The 18,265-nt window shown below is 63.4% G+C and carries 15 protein-coding genes; 2 read left to right on the forward strand and 13 right to left on the reverse strand.

The genetic code is table 11. The features are described from left to right. Nucleotides 1-46 precede the first annotated feature (46 nt). A complete protein-coding gene (gene valS, locus Q0K62_RS00380; RefSeq protein WP_297315993.1) occupies nt 47-2,779 on the forward strand; it encodes a valine--tRNA ligase in 2,733 nt (910 codons plus the stop codon). A gap of 108 nt (nt 2,780-2,887) precedes the next feature. Here the strand turns inward: valS and Q0K62_RS00385 are convergent, their stop codons facing one another. Together Q0K62_RS00385 and rho are read right to left on the reverse strand one after the other, a co-directional pair. Continuing rightward, nucleotides 2,888-3,241: a chorismate mutase gene (locus Q0K62_RS00385; protein ID WP_297315994.1), complete on the reverse strand. Its 354-nt coding sequence runs from the start codon at nt 3,239-3,241 to the stop codon at nt 2,888-2,890. A 135-nt stretch (nt 3,242-3,376) separates the two neighbouring features. Beyond that, a complete protein-coding gene (gene rho, locus Q0K62_RS00390) occupies nt 3,377-5,299 on the reverse strand; it encodes a transcription termination factor Rho (protein WP_297315995.1) in 1,923 nt (640 codons plus the stop codon). Between the two features lie 181 nt (nt 5,300-5,480). On the opposite strand from rho, the gene Q0K62_RS00395 reads away from it, so the two are divergent. Beyond that, on the forward strand, nt 5,481-6,167 hold the full coding sequence (locus tag Q0K62_RS00395) for a TetR/AcrR family transcriptional regulator (protein ID WP_297315996.1): 687 nt from the start codon (nt 5,481-5,483) through the stop codon (nt 6,165-6,167). Here Q0K62_RS00395 and Q0K62_RS00400 read toward each other — a convergent pair. The 11 genes from Q0K62_RS00400 to rmuC all read right to left on the reverse strand — a co-directional run bounded on the left by Q0K62_RS00400 (nt 6,133) and on the right by rmuC (nt 18,097). Beyond that, complete coding sequence (locus tag Q0K62_RS00400; RefSeq protein WP_297315997.1) at nt 6,133-7,722, reverse strand: NAD(P)/FAD-dependent oxidoreductase; 1,590 nt, start codon at nt 7,720-7,722, stop codon at nt 6,133-6,135. The two genes, Q0K62_RS00395 and Q0K62_RS00400, sit on opposite strands and share 35 nt — an antisense overlap. Nucleotides 7,723-7,976: 254 nt before the next feature. Next, nucleotides 7,977-8,291 (reverse strand): DUF2469 domain-containing protein, encoded by a 315-nt coding sequence (locus Q0K62_RS00405; RefSeq protein WP_297315998.1) that lies wholly within the window; start codon nt 8,289-8,291, stop codon nt 7,977-7,979. After that, nucleotides 8,288-9,508, reverse strand: a complete 1,221-nt coding sequence (locus Q0K62_RS00410; RefSeq protein ID WP_297315999.1) for a GNAT family N-acetyltransferase — start codon at nt 9,506-9,508, stop codon at nt 8,288-8,290. Before Q0K62_RS00410 ends, Q0K62_RS00405 begins: the two co-directional genes overlap by 4 nt. A 95-nt stretch (nt 9,509-9,603) precedes the next feature. Then, nucleotides 9,604-11,103: an Asp-tRNA(Asn)/Glu-tRNA(Gln) amidotransferase subunit GatB gene (gene gatB, locus Q0K62_RS00415; protein ID WP_297316000.1), complete on the reverse strand. Its 1,500-nt coding sequence runs from the start codon at nt 11,101-11,103 to the stop codon at nt 9,604-9,606. Nucleotides 11,104-11,127: 24 nt separating this feature from the next. Continuing rightward, nucleotides 11,128-12,681, reverse strand: a complete 1,554-nt coding sequence (gene gatA / locus Q0K62_RS00420; RefSeq protein ID WP_297316001.1) for an Asp-tRNA(Asn)/Glu-tRNA(Gln) amidotransferase subunit GatA — start codon at nt 12,679-12,681, stop codon at nt 11,128-11,130. Nucleotides 12,682-12,689: 8 nt separating this feature from the next. Next, nucleotides 12,690-12,986 carry an Asp-tRNA(Asn)/Glu-tRNA(Gln) amidotransferase subunit GatC gene (gene gatC / locus Q0K62_RS00425; protein WP_297316002.1) on the reverse strand — a complete coding sequence of 99 codons (297 nt, stop codon included), beginning with the start codon at nt 12,984-12,986 and terminating at the stop codon, nt 12,690-12,692. A gap of 90 nt (nt 12,987-13,076) precedes the next feature. Next, nucleotides 13,077-14,021 (reverse strand): ABC transporter permease subunit, encoded by a 945-nt coding sequence (locus tag Q0K62_RS00430; RefSeq protein WP_297316003.1) that lies wholly within the window; start codon nt 14,019-14,021, stop codon nt 13,077-13,079. Beyond that, nucleotides 14,018-15,001 (reverse strand): ATP-binding cassette domain-containing protein, encoded by a 984-nt coding sequence (locus tag Q0K62_RS00435; protein WP_297316004.1) that lies wholly within the window; start codon nt 14,999-15,001, stop codon nt 14,018-14,020. Before Q0K62_RS00435 ends, Q0K62_RS00430 begins: the two co-directional genes overlap by 4 nt. A gap of 205 nt (nt 15,002-15,206) precedes the next feature. Beyond that, nucleotides 15,207-15,935, reverse strand: coding sequence for a TrmH family RNA methyltransferase (locus tag Q0K62_RS00440; RefSeq protein ID WP_297316005.1), 729 nt, complete (start codon nt 15,933-15,935; stop codon nt 15,207-15,209). After that, complete coding sequence (locus Q0K62_RS00445; protein WP_297316042.1) at nt 15,932-16,594, reverse strand: orotate phosphoribosyltransferase; 663 nt, start codon at nt 16,592-16,594, stop codon at nt 15,932-15,934. Before Q0K62_RS00445 ends, Q0K62_RS00440 begins: the two co-directional genes overlap by 4 nt. A 141-nt stretch (nt 16,595-16,735) precedes the next feature. Beyond that, complete coding sequence (rmuC, locus tag Q0K62_RS00450; protein ID WP_297316006.1) at nt 16,736-18,097, reverse strand: DNA recombination protein RmuC; 1,362 nt, start codon at nt 18,095-18,097, stop codon at nt 16,736-16,738. Between the last annotated feature and the right edge of the window lie 168 nt (nt 18,098-18,265).

An 18,265-nucleotide genomic window follows, 5' to 3' on the forward strand; every position in this document is an offset into this window, starting at 1 on the left:
CGCCGCGGTCAGGGGCCTTGTCATTGTTCGTCCATAAAATGCTGGTATGTCTGCTGAAAACCAAGGAATCGTCAACGCCAGCCTGGCCCCCCTGCCCGACAGGGTGGGTGTGGACGGCCTGGAGGAAAAATGGTGCCAGGACTGGGAACGGTCCGGGGTCTACCACTTCCGCAACACCCGTGACCGCAGGTCCGTTTACTCCATCGACACCCCCCCGCCCACGGTGTCGGGCCACCTGCATGTGGGGCATGTCTTCTCATACACCCACACCGACGTCATCGCCCGCTTCAAGCGCATGCAGGGCTACGACGTCTTCTACCCCATGGGTTGGGACGACAACGGCCTGCCGACCGAGCGCAGGGTCCAGAACTACTACGGGGTACGGGTCGATACATCCCTGAAGTATGATCCAGACTTCAAACCGCCTTTCCACGGCACGGACGGGAAGAAGATCAGCGCCAAGGACCAGGTACCGGTCTCCCGGCAGAACTTCATCGAGCTCTGCGAGGAACTGACCGCCGAGGACGAGAAACTCTTCGAACGGCTCTGGCGCTCCCTGGGGCTCTCGATCGACTGGTCGCAGACCTACCACACCATCGGTGACCACCCCCGCCGGGTGGCCCAGAAGGCCTTCCTACGCAACCTGGCCAGGGGCGAAGCCTACCAGCAGGAAGCGCCAGGACTCTGGGACGTGACCTTCCAGACCGCCGTGGCCCAGGCCGAGCTGGAGTCACGCGAGTACGACGGCTTCTACCACCGGGTGGCCTTCCGGTTCCAGGACGGCACCCCCATCTACATCGAAACGACCAGGCCCGAGCTCCTGGCCGCCTGCGGCGCCCTGATCGCCCACCCGGACGACGAACGCTACCAGAAGTACTTCGGTCAGAAGGTCTACTCCCCCCTCTTCAAGGTCGAGGTCCCCATCCTGGCCCATCCGGCCGCAGAGATGGACAAAGGCGCCGGCATCGCCATGTGCTGTACCTTCGGCGACGTGACCGACGTCCAGTGGTGGCGTGACCTGAAGCTCCCCACCCGGTCCATCATCCAGCGCAACGGCCGGATCATCATGTCGGTACCGGACTGGATCACCGACCAGGGCGGCAGGGAGATCTTCGAGCAGACCGAGGGGAAGACCACCTTCTCCGCACGGAAGATCGTCGTGGACGCCCTGAGGGAGGCCGGCGACCTGGACGGCGAGCCAAAGCCCACCAAGCGCATGACCAACTTCTACGAAAAGGGCGACAAGCCCCTGGAGATCGTCACCTCCCGCCAGTGGTACCTGTGCAACGGAGGTACCGACAGGAAGCTCAACCAGGAGCTCCTGGAGCGGGGCAGGGAACTCGACTTCCACCCCGACTTCATGCGGGTCCGCTACAAGAACTGGGTGGAGGGACTGAACGGCGACTGGCTGATCTCCCGTCAGCGTTTCTTCGGCGTTCCCTTCCCCCTCTGGTACCCGGTGACCGAGGAGGGCGAGACCGACTACGCCCACCCCATCACCCCTGCGGAGGACAGGCTCCCCATCGACCCCAGCACCGATGTGCCTGAGGGATTTGAGGAATCCCAGCGTGACCAGCCCAACGGCTTCACGGCCGAGAAGGACATCATGGACACCTGGGCCACCAGCTCCCTGACCCCCCAGATCGTGACCCACTGGGCCGAGCCCGGCGAGGAGGACCAGGCCCTCTTCAAGGCCACCTTCCCCATGGACCTGCGTCCCCAGGGCCAGGACATCATCCGTACCTGGCTCTTCAGCTCCATCGACCGTGCCCACCTGGAGAACGGATGCCTGCCCTGGAGCAACACCACCCTGTCGGGATGGATCCTGGATCCGGACCACAAGAAGATGAGCAAGTCCAAGGGGAACGTCGTGGTCCCGGATGAACCCATCAGGAAGTATGGTGCCGATGCCGTGCGCTACTGGGCCTCCTCGGCCCGGCTGGGCCTGGACGCCACCTACGACGAGGGGCAGATGAAGATCGGCCGCCGCCTGGCCGTCAAGCTCCTCAACGCCACCAAGTTCGCCCTGGCCATCGGCCGGGAGGACGAGAACCACCATGTGGCGGATTCAGCCAGGACCACCTGGGACCCGGCCGATGTGACCGTGCCCCTGGACCGTGCGGTCCTGGCCGGCCTGGCCCGGGTGATCGACCAGGCCACCCAGGCCTTGGAGTCCTATGAGCACTCCAAGGCCCTGGAGACCGTGGAATCCTTCTTCTGGGACTTCTGCGACAACTACATCGAACTGTCGAAGAACCGCGCCTATGGCACTGCGGATGCGACGGGGAGGACACCCGACCGGGGCCAGGTGCTCAGCGCCAGGACCACCCTGGGTCTGGTTCTGGAGGCCCTGGACCGTCTCCTGGCCCCCTTCCTCCCCTTCGCCACCGAGGAGGTCTGGCAGTGGATGCACCAGGGCGAGGGATCCGTACATCGGGCTTCCTGGCCCCTTCCCGATGCCTTCAGCCAGGCGGCCCAGGGCCAGGACCCGAGCCTGCTGACCTGGGCCGGCACGGCCCTGGCCGCCCTGCGCCGCATCAAGTCAGAGGCCAAGGTCTCCATGAAGACACCCATTCTCTCGGTCTCCCTGGCAGTGGCCCCCGAAGGGAAGGAAGCCGTCAGGTCCGCCCTGGACGATGTGGCCGAGGCCGGGCGTGTGACCGGCGACCTGACCCTTGTCGAGGAGACCCCAAGGGCCGAAGCCACCGAGGAGGACACCGGTCTGCACGTGATTGCCAGCCAGCTGGGCGAGCCGCCGGCAAAGAAGCCCGGGAAGTAGGCATCTTCCCGGCACATGATTGATTAGGGTGCGGGGTTGGCCGGTAAGGATTTCTTATCGGCCAACCCCGCACTCATATGAAGCCCCTGAAACCCGGAAAGAACAAGGTCAGTGTTCTTCGGCACCGGCGCGCAGATGAAGCCTCTTGGCGGCATCGGCCACCAGATGGAGATAGGCCTCGGCCAGGTCCGGGTCAAGACCACTCTCCTTGGCCAGACCCCTCAGGCGGGCGACCTGTTGGGTCTCACGGCGTGAATCGGCCGCCCCAAAACCGGCCCTGGCCTTGAGCCTTCCGATCCTGCCGGTCACCCGGAACCTCTCGGCGAGAATGTGAACGACCGCCGCATCGATATCATCGATGCCGTCCCTGAGTTCCTCGACCTCCCCGGCGCAATCGGCAACCACCTGATTCTCGGACTTCACCTGGTCATGGATCGTCGTTTCTGATTCGGATTCACTCATATGCCCCAGTCTATCCGACCGGCGGGGCGGGTACAGGCCCTCATACAAGAACCGTCCTCGCCCATGCCTGGTGCATGGACAAGGACGGCAGAAACCGGCGGGGGCGGAAAGGATCAGCCCAACCGGGCCCGCATATTACTTCTGGTTCAGCATGGATTGGTTGATGGCGGCCAGGAAGTCACGGTTGGTGGCCGTCTTCTTCAGGCGGGGCACCAGGGTCTGATAGGCCTGTTCGGTCTCCATGCCACCCAGGAGACGACGCAGCCGGTAGACCACGGCCAGCTCTTCCGGGGCGGTGATCAACTCCTCTCGGCGGGTGCCGGAGGCGTTGATGTCGATGGCCGGGAAGAGCCTCTTGTCGGCCAGGTCGCGGGTCAGTCTGAGCTCCATGTTGCCGGTGCCCTTGAACTCCTCGAAGATGACCTCATCCATCTTGGACCCGGTCTCCACCAGGGCCGAGGAGATGATGGTCAGGGAGCCGCCGTTCTCGATGTTGCGGGCGGCGCCGAAGAAGCGCTTGGGCGGGTAGAGGGCCTGGGCATCCACGCCTCCGGACAGGATCCGTCCGGAGGCCGGGGCCGCGATATTGTATGCGCGGGCCAGACGGGTCATGGAATCCAGGAGGACCACCACATCCTGGCCCAGCTCCACCAGACGCTTGGCGCGCTCTATGGCCAGCTCCGCGACCGTGGTATGGTCTGTGGCGGGGCGGTCGAAGGTCGAGGAGATGACCTCGCCCTGGACCGTGCGCTCCATGTCGGTGACCTCCTCGGGGCGCTCGTCCACCAGGACCACCATCAGATGGACCTCGGGGTTATTGGCGCTGATGGAGTTGGCGATGGACTGCAGGGTCAGGGTCTTGCCGGCCTTGGGGGGCGAGACGATCAGGCCACGCTGGCCCTTGCCGATCGGGGCCACGATATCGATCAGACGGCCGGTGATGTTCTTGGGCTGGGTCTCCATCCGCATGCGCTCCTGCGGGTAGAGAGGGGTCAGCTTGCTGAAGTGGGGCCGGTCACCGGCTTCCTCGACGCTCATACCGTTGATGGTGTCGATGGACTGGAGGGGGACGAACTTCTGCCGCTGGTTGCGATGGTCGCCCTCACGTGGGGGTCGGATGGAACCATGCACGGCGTCGCCCTTGCGCAGGCCGTACTTCTTGACCTGACCCATGGAGACATAGACGTCGTTGGGGCCGGGCAGGTAGCCGGAGGTCCGCACAAAGGCGTAGGAGTCCAGTACGTCGATGATACCGGCCACGGGGACCATGTCCTCGGGCTTGAAGTTCTCACGGCGCTCTTCACGGGGTTCGAAGTCACGCGCATTGCGCCGGTTGTTGCGGTTGTTGTGCCGGTCATTGCGGTTGCGGCGCTCGGAGGGGTTGTGCCGGAAGTCCCGGCCCTCATCACGGCCCTCATCATAGGAACGCCTGCGCGCGTGGTCATTGCGGGAGGGCAGGGCGGCCAGGATGTCATCCAGGTTACGCACGTTCCCGTTGTCATGTTCCTCGTTGTGTTCAGGTTCCTGCTCATGCCCACGCTCGTTCCGGGAACGGTTGGTCCGGTTGCCACGCGGGGAATCCGAGGAACGGTGGCGGCGACGGGAGATGACCACGTCCTCCTCGTCAGCCACGGAGTGGGGGAATCTTCCCTCACGAGCGCCATGGCCATCCTTGTGGACGGCGGCATTCTCATCGATGCCCAGAACGTCGAAGAGATCACCGACCTTCTTCTCGTCCTGCTTGTCGGAGGTCTTCTTCTGCCGTGATGCGACGGGCCCGGACCCCTTCTTGCCGGTCTCCTCGTCGGAACCACCCTGGACCCTGCGCCTGGAAGACGCTTCCGTTTCGGACTTGGGGGCGTCCTGCTTGGCCGGAACCGCGGACTCCGGAGTCCGGACGGTAACGCCTGCCGGGGCCTGGCCGCCGGATCGGGCGGCTTCTATGGTCTCGATCAGGACCGGCTTACGCATGGTGGAAATGCCGCGTAAGCCCAACTGCCTGGCCAGTTCCTTGAGCTCAGGCAGTCTCATAGAATGTATATCTTGGCTTGTTGCCACTGTTGTAATGCCTTTCCTACGCCATGCCTAAAACCAGGCAAATAGCTTGAGAATATGCGGGTAAACCGCTCATGAAAGCCCGACGCTGACTCAGCAAGCCGAACTGAATACAAGAATACAACGAGGCCCGGATTCCCGCAAGCACAGCCCCAGCGTGTCATAAGGCCGTAGACTAGCCATTGTGAGCGAGAGAAAAACCATGCGCGAGGATCGACGGCAGGAGTTCGTGGATACCGCCTTGCAGGTCTTCGAACGACAGGGTGCGGCAAATACATCCCTGCGCGATGTAATCGGGGCCATGAACGACGGCAGGGGCGTCGGAATGAGCGTCTTCTACTACTACTTCGAATCCAAGGACGACCTGGTCAACGCCTGCCTGACCTCATACTTCGACCGCAATGCCCGGGAGGTCATCACCGTCCTGGACAACCCCTCCCTTGATGTGCAGGAAGCCCTGGACGGGATTGCCGTACCGCTCGTTGATGTGATACGGAAACTGTACGAGATCTTCGCCGAGAAGGAGAACTGGTACAACTACCTGGGCACCAACCTGAACCTGGTCAACGGGTTCCTGTCGATGATCATCACCCACCTCACCCATGCCCTGGACCGCTGGTTGGAGCAGGGCGACCTGCCCCGGACCAGACTGACCGATGCAATCGACACCACCACTCTGGCCTGGCTGCTCGCCAACGTAACGGCATCGGTCATCAGCAACGGGAAGGCGGCACTCGATCCCTCAGAGAAGTACGAAACGCACACGGCCCTCCTCACGGAGACCGTGGCCGTCCTCTCCCAACTCCTGGATTACCCCCTGGAGGTTCCCCGGGCGGTTACTTCTGTTCGTGGTATGACTGCTCGGTGTTGACATTCCAGACGTTGGTCTTGTCGGTCCTGCCGGACCTGATGTTCTTGACTGCCTCCATGGAGGTGGCCATGGAGTGGTCCTGGTTGTTGTAGTGGTGCTGACCGTTGCGCCCCACACAGTAGAGATTGCCGAAGGAATCCAGCCATTTGACCAGTTCGGGCATCTGGGTGTAAGTGTCGAAGTAGGCCGGGTAGGCCTTGATCACACGTTCGCGGTGGGAATCCATCACGTCGGTGGGACCGTTGATGATACCCATTCGTGTCAGCTCCCTGATGGCGAAATCGGTGGTCTCCTCATCGCTCATGTTCCAGAACTCGTCACCCTCCTCGCAGAAGTACTCGAGGCCGATCCAGACGGTGTCGTCCACCTTCTTGACCATGTAGGGGCTCCAGTTGTTGAAGATCTGTATACGGCCCATCTTGTAGCCCGGGTCCTGCACGTAAATCCAGCAATCCGGCACGATGGGAGGGTTGCCCAGGGTCTTCATCTTCGTGGTGTTACGGATGCGCAGGTGACGGATAAGCAGACCGACCGTGACGAAATCGCGGTAGGGCAGACCGTCGGCGACGCGGACCATCTCCTTGTCGGTGGAGGTGTCCTCATGGGCGATGGCCCGGACCAGGTCCCTGATGGGCATGGATGAGATGACCTGGTCGGCCCGGAGGGTCACCTCACGGCCGTCGGCGTTACGGTAGACCACGGAGGAGATGTGTCCGTCCTCCTGGTTCAGCCCAACCACCTCGGCCTCGGTGATGACATGGACGCCATGCTCGACGTTGCGGCGTTCCACGGTCTCCCAGAGTTGACCGGGGCCCAGCTTGGGGTACCAGAATTCCTCGATCAGGCTGGTCTCGACCTCGCGGGAGTCACGTTTCCTGGGCAGAAGCTTCTGGAAGGCGTTCTTGAGGACCCCCATGATGCTCAGGCCCTTGACCCGCTGGGCACCCCAGTCGGCGCTGATCTCGCGCGGGTGGCGGCCCCAGAGCTTCTCGGTGTATCCCTCGAAGAACATGGAGTAGAGCTTGCGACCGAAGCGGTTGATGTAAAAGTTCTCCAGGTTGTCTTCGGGCAGCTTGTGGACCAGGGTTTTCAGGTAGCTGAAACCGGCCTGCATGGTCAGCTTGAAGCCCATGGCCCGGAGGGTCTTGGTGGACAGTGAGATGGGGTAGTCCAGAAAATGATGGTTCCAGTAGATCCTCGAGACGCGGTGACGCTTGAGCATGACCCTGTCGGTCTGCTCGGGGTCGGGCCCGCCCGGCTCCAGGTCGTGGTGACGCCCCAGCTTCTTGTCATCGTAGGAGGGTGCGCCCTGGAGGGGGAGGACCTCCTTCCACCAGTCCATGATCCGGTCGTCCTTGGAGAAAAAGCGGTGGCCGCCGATGTCCATGCGGTTCCCGTTGTGCCTGACCGTGCGCGAGATACCGCCGAAGGTATCCGTGGCCTCCAGGACCGTGACGTCGTACTTGTCGTCCCCACCGTCCTTGACCAGCTCCCACGCAGCGGTCAGCCCCGCAGGACCACCGCCGACGATAACCACGGACTGCTTGCGCGCCATGCCAACCTCCTGAAAACCGTACAAATCATGTTCACTCTAACCAAGGCACCCGAACCGAGGGGTGAATATCGACTTCCCACACGATTTCTAGCCATTATGGGACTCCCCGCACATCCGGGGAGAACATGCGAATCACCTCGCAGGGACGGACCGAGACGCTCCGGGAGGGGCACCATGCACCTGCCAGATGCCCAACCCCCGCCCTTTTCCATGGGCATGTACCTTTGATCCGGTGCGGGACAAAGGGTTCGGGCTCAGGAGAGGGAGTCGGGAATATCAATGTCGGTCTTCTGAACCTCCTCAACATTGACATCCTTGAAGGTGACGATACGCACATTCTTGACGAACCGGCTGGACCGGTAGACATCCCAGACCCACGCATCGGTCAGACGGACGTCGAAGTAGACATCCTGGCCGGCCGAGCGCACATTGAAGTCGACCTTGTTGGCCAGGTAGAAGCGCCGCTCGGTCTCGACCACGTAGGTGAAGAGCTTGATGACGTCGCGGTACTCCCGGTACAGGGCCAACTCGGCATCGGTTTCGTAGTTGTCGAGATCCTCGGCGCTCATCGGCCACCCCCATTGGAACGGTCACGACCGTGACCGAGATTTCGCCACCAGGCCTGCTTGGACCCCTTGGCCTTTGAGGACCCATAGGCCCAATCGGAGGAGTCGTGCCCCTCGCCCGCTTCGGACTGATCCGCTTCGCCCTTGTCTGCTTCGGACTCGTCAGCACCAGGCTGGACCCCTGCCTGGGCGTTGGGGTTGCCTACCGCTTGGGTGGGTGCCGACTCCCGGGGACCCGAGGTTTCTGCAGCCTGTTCCGCCTGGGCTGGGGAGGCGCTGCCCGACTCGGCATCGGCAGACGAGAGGTCATCCCCGGCCGGGTCTCCCTGGCCGGTCACATCCCCCACCAGGCCTGCCCTGGCCTGGGATGCATACCGCTGCGCCTCGGAGGCGGTCATCCGCCTTCCATCCTCGGTGGTGTATCCGTGGGCTATCAGGGACTGGGCCACTCCCGGATTCTCGTCGATGACGTGCATGCCGAATGCGTTCAGGGACTGGATCGGGTCGTATTCGTCGGCCAGGGCATCCATGACGATCTGGTCCTGATACTTGCCGTTCTCGATATCCCAGAGGGCGTCGCGGGAGGTGCCCGAAACCATGAAGCCCAAGGATTGGTAAACGGAGATGGACCGGGTGTTCTTCTCTGGAACCGCCACCCATATGCGATGAAGCCCCAGACCCGTGGGCGCGGCCGCATACCCGTAGGTCATGACCCTGGGCATGGCATCACGGGAGTATCCGCGGCCCCGGTAGTCCTTGCCCAGCACCACCTGGATCCGGGCCGAACAGGACCAGCCGTCCACGTCGATCAGGAAGATCATGCCGATGACCCCGCCGGTCTTGTCGGCATCAGGCGAACCATCCAGATCATGGTCCGCATCGGTCATCATGGCCCAGGCCAGGGTGCGCCGGGACTCGGGGTCTCCCACGCCGGACTCCTTGGGGGCCAGTCCCTTGGACCAGGCCACCGACCTGCGGACCCAGGCGTTGACGACGGCACGCTCGGCCTGGGGACCCTTGCCGGTGATGCCCGTCGAATTGTAGAATGCCTGCAACTGGTCCATGGCGGTCAGATCGGAAATGACCGCAGGCCGCAGATGCACCATCTCGCCGCGAATAAAGGGAATCTCAATACGGTCAGGCAGCTGCCTGTCCTTGAGACCCTCGGGTTTGATACGTTCCGTCCGCGGTTCCTCACTGCCCTTGCCGCTAGTCGACATCACGTCACCTCCATGACCGCCACCTTGCGATGGCAATCAATTCTACCCTGCGCCCCTGGGAAAACCATGGGAATCCCCGAGGCGCAGAATGATGGTCACTGGGCGATGCGCTGCATGACGATCTTGCTGACCGCCTTGGCATCGGCCTGGCCCTTGGTGGCACGCATGACGGCACCAATGATGGCTCCCATGGGCTTCATGTTGCCGCCCTTGAGCTTGGCCACGATATCGGGGTTGTCCCTGAGGGCCTGATCGACGGCCGTATCCAGGGCACCATCGTCCGAGACCACCTGGTAGCCATGCTTCTTGACGACCTGGGCGGGACTGCCCTCTCCGGCCAGCACTCCGGAGACCGTCTGCTTGGCCAGCTTGTCGTTGAGCCTGCCGTCGGCGATCAGCCGCTCCACATCAGCCACATCCTGGGCCGAGATGGGAAGCTCGCGGAGGGTGACGCCACGGGAGTTGGCCTCGCGGGAGATCTCCCCCAGCCACCACTTGCGGGCACCGGCGGCCGTGGCACCGGCCTTGACGGTCTCCTCGATCAGATCCACCGCGTCGGCGTTGACCGCGTCCTGCATCTGCCGGTCGGTGAAGTCCCATTCCTGCTTCAGCCGGGCCCTGCGTTCACGTGGCATTTCGGGCATCCGGGCCCTGAGCTCCTCGATGTGCTCACTGGTCACATGGACCATGACCAGATCAGGGTCGGGGAAGTAGCGGTAGTCGTTGGCGTCGGTCTTGACCCGGCCGCCGGCTGTGGTCTGGGTGGACTCGTCCCAATGGCGGGTCTCCTGGAGAACCTCGCCACCGGAATCGAGCAGGGCGGCCTGGCGACGAATCTCATAGATCAGGGTCTTCTCGATGCCCTTGAAGGTGTTGACGTTCTTGGTCTCGGACCGGGTGCCCAGGGGGGCGTCGGGGCCGGCATGGAGGGAGACGTTGACATCGGCCCTCATGTTGCCCTGCTCCATCCGGGCATGGGAGATGTTCAGGGCTCGCACGATGTCCCTGATGGCGCGCACATAGGCACCGGCCACCTCGGGGGTGCGCTCGCCGGCGCCCTCGATGGGCTTGGTGACGATCTCGACCAGGGGCACACCGGCACGGTTGTAGTCGACCAGGGAGTGGTCGGCACCCTCGATACGGCCGTCGGCACCACCCAGGTGGGTGTTCTTGCCGGCATCATCCTCGACGTGGGCGCGCTCGATGGGCACACGGAAGATGGACCCGTCATCCAGCTCCACGTCCAGGTAGCCCTGACCGTTCAGGGGCTTGTCGTACTGGGAGATCTGGTAATCGCGGGGCATGTCCGGGTAGAAGTAGTTCTTCCGGGCGAACTGGCTCCACTCGTTGATCTTGCAGTGCAGGGCCAGGCCGAGCTTGACCGCGTAGTCGATGGCCGTCCGATTGACCACCGGCAGGCTGCCGGGCAGACCCAGGGAGACCGGGGTCAGCTGGGAGTTGGGCTCGCCACCGAACTCGATGTGGGCCGGGCAGAAGAGCTTGGTGTTGGTGGAGAGCTCGACATGGACCTCCAGGCCGAACACCGGGTCGTACTTGGCCACGGCATCGGCGTACTTCATGAGTTTTTCAGCCATTATGATTCCGGTTCCTTCCGATGCCTACTTGGTGGTTCCACTGACGTGTCCATCCAGCCAGGGGGCTTTCAGGTCCTTGAAGACCGGGCCTCCCCACTGCTCCTGGAGGGCCGCCTCCAAGGCCGCGGCAGGCTTGTACATGACCTCGTCGCGCATCTGGGGCGCGAAGAACTGGAAGCCCACGGGCAGACCGTCATCGCTGAGCCCGGCCGGGATGGACATGGCCGGTGTACCCGCCATGTTGGCGGGGATGGTGGCCACATCGTTCAGATACATGGCCAGGGGATCGTCCATCTTGTCGCCGAACCTGAAGGCGGTGGTGGGCGAGGTGGGCGAGACCAGGACGTCGGCCTGCTCGAAGGCCTGCTCGAAGTCGCGGATGATCAGGGTGCGCACCTTCTGGGCCGACCCGTACCAGGCATCGTAGTAACCGGCGGAGAGGGCGTAGATGCCCAGGATGATGCGGCGCTTGACCTCGTCGCCGAAGCCGGCCTCACGGGTGGCCGACATCATGTTGGCCGCGGTCTGCTCGACCCCTGCCTGGGGCATGACCCGCAGGCCGTAACGCATGCCGTCGTACCGGGCCAGGTTGGATGAGACCTCCGAGGGCATGATGATGTAGTAGGCGGCCAGGGCATAGGGGAAGTGGGGGCAGGAGACCTCGACCACCTCGGCGCCCATACCCTCCAGGAGCTTGACACCCTCATTGAAGCGGGCCTCAACGCCGGGCTGATAGCCTTCGCCTCCCAACTCCTTGACCAGGCCGACCTTCAGTCCCTTCAGGTCGCGCCTCATGCCCTCGCGGGCGGCGGAGGCCAGGGGCGGAACCGGCTTGGGGATTGAGGTGGAGTCGCGGTGGTCATAGCCGCCGATCAACTCCTGAAGGAGTGCGGCATCCAGGACGGACCGTGAGACCGGACCGATCTGGTCCAGGGAGGAGGCCATGGCGATGGCCCCGAAGCGGGAGACGCCGCCGTAGGTGGGCTTGACACCTACGGTGCCGGTCAGGGCGCCGGGCTGACGGATGGAACCGCCCGTATCGGTGCCCAGGGCCAAGGGCGCCTCGAAGGCCGCTACCGCGGAGGCGGAACCGCCGCCCGAACCACCGGGAACCCTATCGGTGTCCCAAGGATTGTGGGTGGGTTTGTAGGCGGAGTGCTCGGTGGACGACCCCTGGGCGAACTCGTCCAGGTTGGTCTTACCCAGGATGGGCATGCCGGCGGCCTTGATCTTCTCGATGACCGTGGCATCGTAGGGCGGCACCCAGCCCTCGAGGATCTTGGAGGCGGCCGTGGTGGGGATTCCCTTGGTGACGATCATGTCCTTGATGGCGATGGGGACACCGGCCAGCTCGGGCAGGCCATCGGTATCGCCCGCGGCAAGCCGCTTGTCGAAGGCATCGGCCTGGTCCAGGGCCTGGTCACCGGAAACCCGGAGGAAGGCGTCGATACGGGGTTCGGCGGCCTCGATCAGGTCGAGCTGTGCCTGGACCAGTTCACGGCTGGAGACCTCCTTGGCCCGCAGCTGCCGGGCCATCTCGGTGGCAGATTCCTTCACCAATTCGTTTCTTACGCTCATTGCTTCACTCACTCCTCACCCAGGATGCGCGGTGCCACGAACATGCCCGACTCGGTGGCGGGGGCACCCGACAGGGCCTCCTCCTGGGTCAGGGGCTGCTCAGCCTCATCGGGGCGCAGGTATGCCTCCAGGGGTATGGGGTTGGCTGTGGGAGGCACATCATCCCCGGCCACCTCCTGGACCTTGGCGATGGATTCGGCGATGACGTTGAGCTCGCCCTTGAGACGGTCCGCCTCATCATCGGTCAGAGCGATACGGGCCAGATCACCCAGATGCTTGATCTCTTCACGTGTAAAAGTTGGCATACCCATCATCATATTGGTGCTGTGTGACACGGAGGGGTCACCAAGCAACAGACTTCCGGAAGCCTGTCAGGCCACCGTCCGGAGAACCGGTCAGTCGATGTCGATCCTCTTCATGACCAGGGTCCCCAGGGCGTAGAATACGGCGGTCCAGGCCACCATGATCAGACCCGCCTGCCACCAGAGCGGGACGAAGCCCACCTGGCCAGGCATGGGTTCGGTCTGCCCACTCAGAAAATAATCGAGCAGGTTCAACGGCAGGATGTTGCTCAGGCTCTGCACCCAGACAAAATACCTGCTGACCGCCTGGATGATGCCGAAGAGCATGGGGGCGATCAGGACCAGTCCCAGAACCGTCATGACGCCGCCGACGGTCGACCTGCACATGGCTCCGATGCCCAGGGCCATGACCGCGAATACGGCCAGGAAGATGGGCCCGCCCAGGAGGTTCACCCAGGGGATGGATGCCTCGGAGGCCTTGAGTGGAATCCTGCCCGGGGCGGAGAGGATGATCTGTACCGAGGCCCAGGCCAGGAGGACGCCGATCTGGGAGGTGACCCAGGTCAGGACGGCCAGGCAGACAGCCTTGGCGGCCAGGACGGTACCACGTCGGGGATTGCTGGTCAGGGTGGCGTCGATGGAGGAGCTGCTGAACTCCGCGCTGATGCAGAGAACACCCATGATGCCGACGACGACGCTGGCCAGGGCCAGACCCGAGCCCGCGGCTACCCAATACTCCGACATGGCTATGGGAGCGGGGGTCTTCAGGGGCTTTCCGCTGGATTGGTCGATCGTACTCATGTACCTGAGACTCCAGGCCGAGGTGAGTGCACCAAAGGGCTGGAGGACCAGGGCGATGAGGGTCATGATCCAGGTCGATGCGAGCGAGGTCAGCTTCAGCATCTCGCTGCGCAGGGACCGGAGGAAGGAGAGGTGAACCCGCGAAGGCGAGAGGTCCCTTCTGTTTCCGATGACGGCTGCACGGGTCCCGACCGCGGATCGGCCCCCTCTGGGGGCCTTGTGTGCCATGCGGCTCATTGTTCGACTCCCATCAGATTGTCGCCGATATGGGCGTTGGGGTCTACGGCCACCTGGGAACGGTATTCAATCTGCCCATGGGTGGCGCTCATGTAGGCCTCCTCCAGGGAGACCTTCTCCTGACGGAATTCATACATGACGACCTGCGCGTTGGCCAGGATGGTGGCCGTGGATGCCAGGGGTGCACCCTCGATGCGGAAAAGTGCGGCATCGGGCGGGCATGAGGAATCGGGACGCAACCGGGTGACCCGCATCCCCGCGGCCGTTGAGAGGGCGGACACGAGCCTGTCGGGCTGAGGGGTGACCACCTTGATGGAGTTGCGCGAGTGCTCCTGGATGAAGTGATCGACCGTGGTCCGCTCCATGACCCGTCCCTGGCCGATGATGACCAGATCGTCGGCGGTCAGAGCCACCTCACTCATCAGGTGGGAGCTGAGGAGGACCGCCTTACCCTGGGCGGCAATGGCCCGGCAGAGCTCGCGCACCCATTTGACCCCATCCGGATCCAGGCCGTTGATGGGCTCATCCAGGACCAGGTTCCTGGGATCCCCCAGAAGGGCCGCGGCTATGGAAAGCCTCTGACTCATGCCCAGGGAGAAGGAGCCGGCGTTCTTGTTCTTCACACTGGTCAGACCCACCATGTCAAGGACCTCGTCGACCCTCCGGGATGGAATTCCATTGGAATAGGCCAAAGAACGCAGATGGGAGTATGCGGAGCGGGCCTTATGAGCCGAACGGGGATTGAGCACCGCACCGACCGTGGTCATGGGTGATCCGAGCTTGGCGAAGGGTTGGCCGTCAATCAGGGCACGACCACTCTCCGGCTTGATCAGGGCCAGACAGACGCGCATGGTCGTGGACTTTCCGGCTCCGTTCGGTCCGAGGAAACCGGTGACGCGACCGTTCCGGGCCGTGAAAGTGACATCATTGATGGCCATTTTGCCGTGGAAGCTCTTCATCAGGTGCTCGACCTCAATCATGTGTTTGAGCTTATCAGTTCGTATGCCACCCGCAGGATGTCCGATACATCTTGTCCAGCATATGGGCGAGGCGGTCAGGGTCGGTCACCGATCATGGACGCATATGACGGTCCCGCACAACCTCCCCCACCCGACTTCCGGCTCCTTGGAACCGAGCAGGGCGGTTTCCCACACGCAGAGGATCCGGCCACCCACAATCAGGAAATCAGGAGAGGCGACCGACCCCAGCACGCTGGGCGATCCAGGCATGCATGGCGACGGCGGCGGCAGCCCCGGCGTTGATGGAACGAACGGAACCGAACTGGGAGATATAGACCACATCATAGGCCAGGTCCAGGGCCTCCTGGGAGAGACCGGGGCCCTCGGCACCGAAGATCATCAGACAGCGGTCCGGAAAGTCATAGGTCTCGATGGGGACGGCACCCGGCACGTTGTCGATGGCTATCAGCCTGGGCGCAGGGGTCCCGGACCGACTGGCCTCCTCACGAAGGTCATCGGCCAGGGCGCTGATGCTGGGATGGTGGACCACATGCTGGTAGAGCTCGGTCATCAGGGCACCCTTGCGGTTCCACTTGTGGGGGCCGACGATATGGACCCGCCCGGCTGCGAAGGCATTGGCCGTGCGGACCATGGAGCCGATGTTGAAGTCGTGGGTCCAGTTCTCGACGGCCACCTCGAACCCGTGACGTCCGCGGCGGTCCAGGTCGACACGGATGGCCTCGACGGTCCAGTACCGGTAGCGGTCAAGCACGTTGCGGCGGTCCCCATGATCCAGGAGGTCGCTGTCGAAGCGGGGATCATAGGCGGCGGAATCCGGGTCGTCAGGTCGGGGCAGGTCTGGGTGCTCCAGGCTCCAGGGCCCTAGCCCCACCTGTCGGAAGGTGGGCTCCCCCGACTCCCTGGCCGCCCGGGTGATGGGATTGGGGTCCCTCATCGGTCCTGGTCCCCTCGCGGACTGAACTGCCCCTCATTAAAAACGCAGATGAAGGGCAGGCCGGTTCTGGAATCATCGACCGGGTCGACCACCTGGATGGTGGGCAATTCAGCATCGTGCCCGGGCATGCCGCCGGCCATGCCGGTCCCGTCCGAATCGGCCGACCCGTCGGCCGGGGCGGTTTCCGGACCAAGACCTCCGACCAGCGAGGCGATGGCCAGGGGTTCGGCGCCCTGCCGCCGGATGATACTGCAGTCGAGACTGAGCTCGTTCCCCTTGCGGAGGGTGACCAGGGATGAGGTCTGCACATACGATTTCTGACTGAGCCAGGCATCCAGGAGGATGACCCGCTTCCCCTTGATGGAGGGGCCCTTGATGGAGGGATAGACGAAGTCCATGACGAAGGCGTTCAGGGCCTGGCCCCGCGAAGCGGCTGCATGCAGCATGGCATCGGCCAGGGGAACGGCTGCAGCGGTCAGTGCACCCACGGCGTCGAAATCGTCGACCGAGTACCCGGCGTCCTCAAGCGCGTCCAGAAGGACGTGACCAGCCAACTCCGCACCCCGGTGGTCAAAGGTGACCCCGCTGAGTTCCGTGAAGGGACGACCATTGATCTCCTGGGCCAGGAGCTCCCTGAGCTGGTCGGCGGGCTCCATCATGCTTCGGGCGGCCTGATTCTGATCCAGGGCCAGATCGGGGGCCCCGGTCGGGCGGAAGGATCCGGTCCGTTCCGTCTCTGATGCCTTGTTCATGTCTACCAGCCTAACGCCGGTTACCAACGGACAGGCGGGCCTGCAGGGTCAGGCCTCATCGTCGGGATTGTCGGGCAGGATTTCCGGGGCGGTCAGCTCACGCAGGTTGGCCTTGTCGGAATCGATCATCTCCACCGGCTCGATGACCTTGGTCGGGTCCAGGTTCTGCAGCTTCCTGGCCGTGACCAGGACCCGGGATTCCAGGGAGGCTGCAAACCTGTTGTAGGCGGTGACCGTGTTGGTGATGCACTTGCCCAGCTTGTTGGCCTTGTCGCCCAGAACCACGAAACGATCGTAGAGCTCATGGGTCAAAGTGAAGAGGGTCTTGGCATCATCGGTGAGGTTCTGCTGCTGCCAGGCGTAGGCCACCGACTTGAGTACGGCCCAAAGGGTCACCGGGGAGGTCAGGGCCACCTTCTGGGCGAAGGCGTCATCCATCAGGGTCGGATCCACATCGAGGGCGGCCTGGAGGAGGGAGTCATTGGGGATGAAGGCCACAACGAAATCAGGGGCCGTATCGAAGGCGTTCCAGTACTCCTTGTCACCCAGGGTCTTGACATGATCGCGCAGGGCCTTGGCATGGGCCTTGAGGAGGTCGTCACGACGACGGAGCTCGTCATCCGACGCAGTGTCGGGAATCTCGCAGGCACGTTGATACTCCGAATAGGGTGCCTTGGCGTCGATGGGGATGGTCTTCCCGCCCGGCAGGTGGACCACCATATCGGGCCGCAGAACCTTACCGTCCGGGGAGGTGACCACCACCTGGGTGTCAAAGTCCACATGCTCCAAGAGCCCGGCGGATTCGACGATGTTCTTGAGCTGGGCCTCACCCCAGGCCCCACGTACCTTGTTGTTGCGCAGGGCCGAAGCCAGGGAGCTGGTCTCTTTGTCGAGCCTGCCCTGCTGCTCTCCCAGGCTCTTGAGCTGCTGACCCAGGGAGCCCATTTCCTGCTTGCGGCCTTCCTCGATCTGGGAGACCTTCTGCTGGAGAGCATCCAGGTTCTTCTGGACCGGGGCCAGGGCCGAAAGGACCTTGCTCTCCTCCTCCAGGGCTTCGGCCTGCCTGCGCCGCCTCTCCTCCTCCTGGGCCTGGACGCGACGACGCTCCTGATCCAAGCGGACCTGCTCGGCCTGCTGGGCCTGGGCCAGCTGGGACTTGACATAGGCCAGCTCCTGGCTGAGCCCATCAACCCTGGTCCGGTACTCCACCATGGCCGATTCCGACTCACGCAGTTCCTGTCGGGACTCCTCCAACTGCGAGCGCAGGCCATCCACCTCCCCACCCCGGCGGGACAGGGAGGTCTGCCGACCCCTGGCCCCGCCAAGGACATAACCGACAGCCCCTCCCGAAATCAGACCGATCAGCAGAATCAGGACAAAAAGGACTGCGGAACCTGTAGACTCGAACACATGTTCTAGTAAACCCCATATCATGGACCCACGGCGCGGCGGGGCTCACAAGCCGCAATGTCGGTGCCGTAATACGTTTATTCGGCAAGGAATGGTGAGTTGGGAATTATTCTCAACGTAAAAGAGGGCAGAATAGACGTATCGGTGACTCGAATCCGCCCAAAGGCA

The sequence above is a fragment of the uncultured Bifidobacterium sp. genome (genome assembly GCF_945269915.1).
GTDB lineage: Bacteria > Actinomycetota > Actinomycetes > Actinomycetales > Bifidobacteriaceae > Bombiscardovia > Bombiscardovia indica.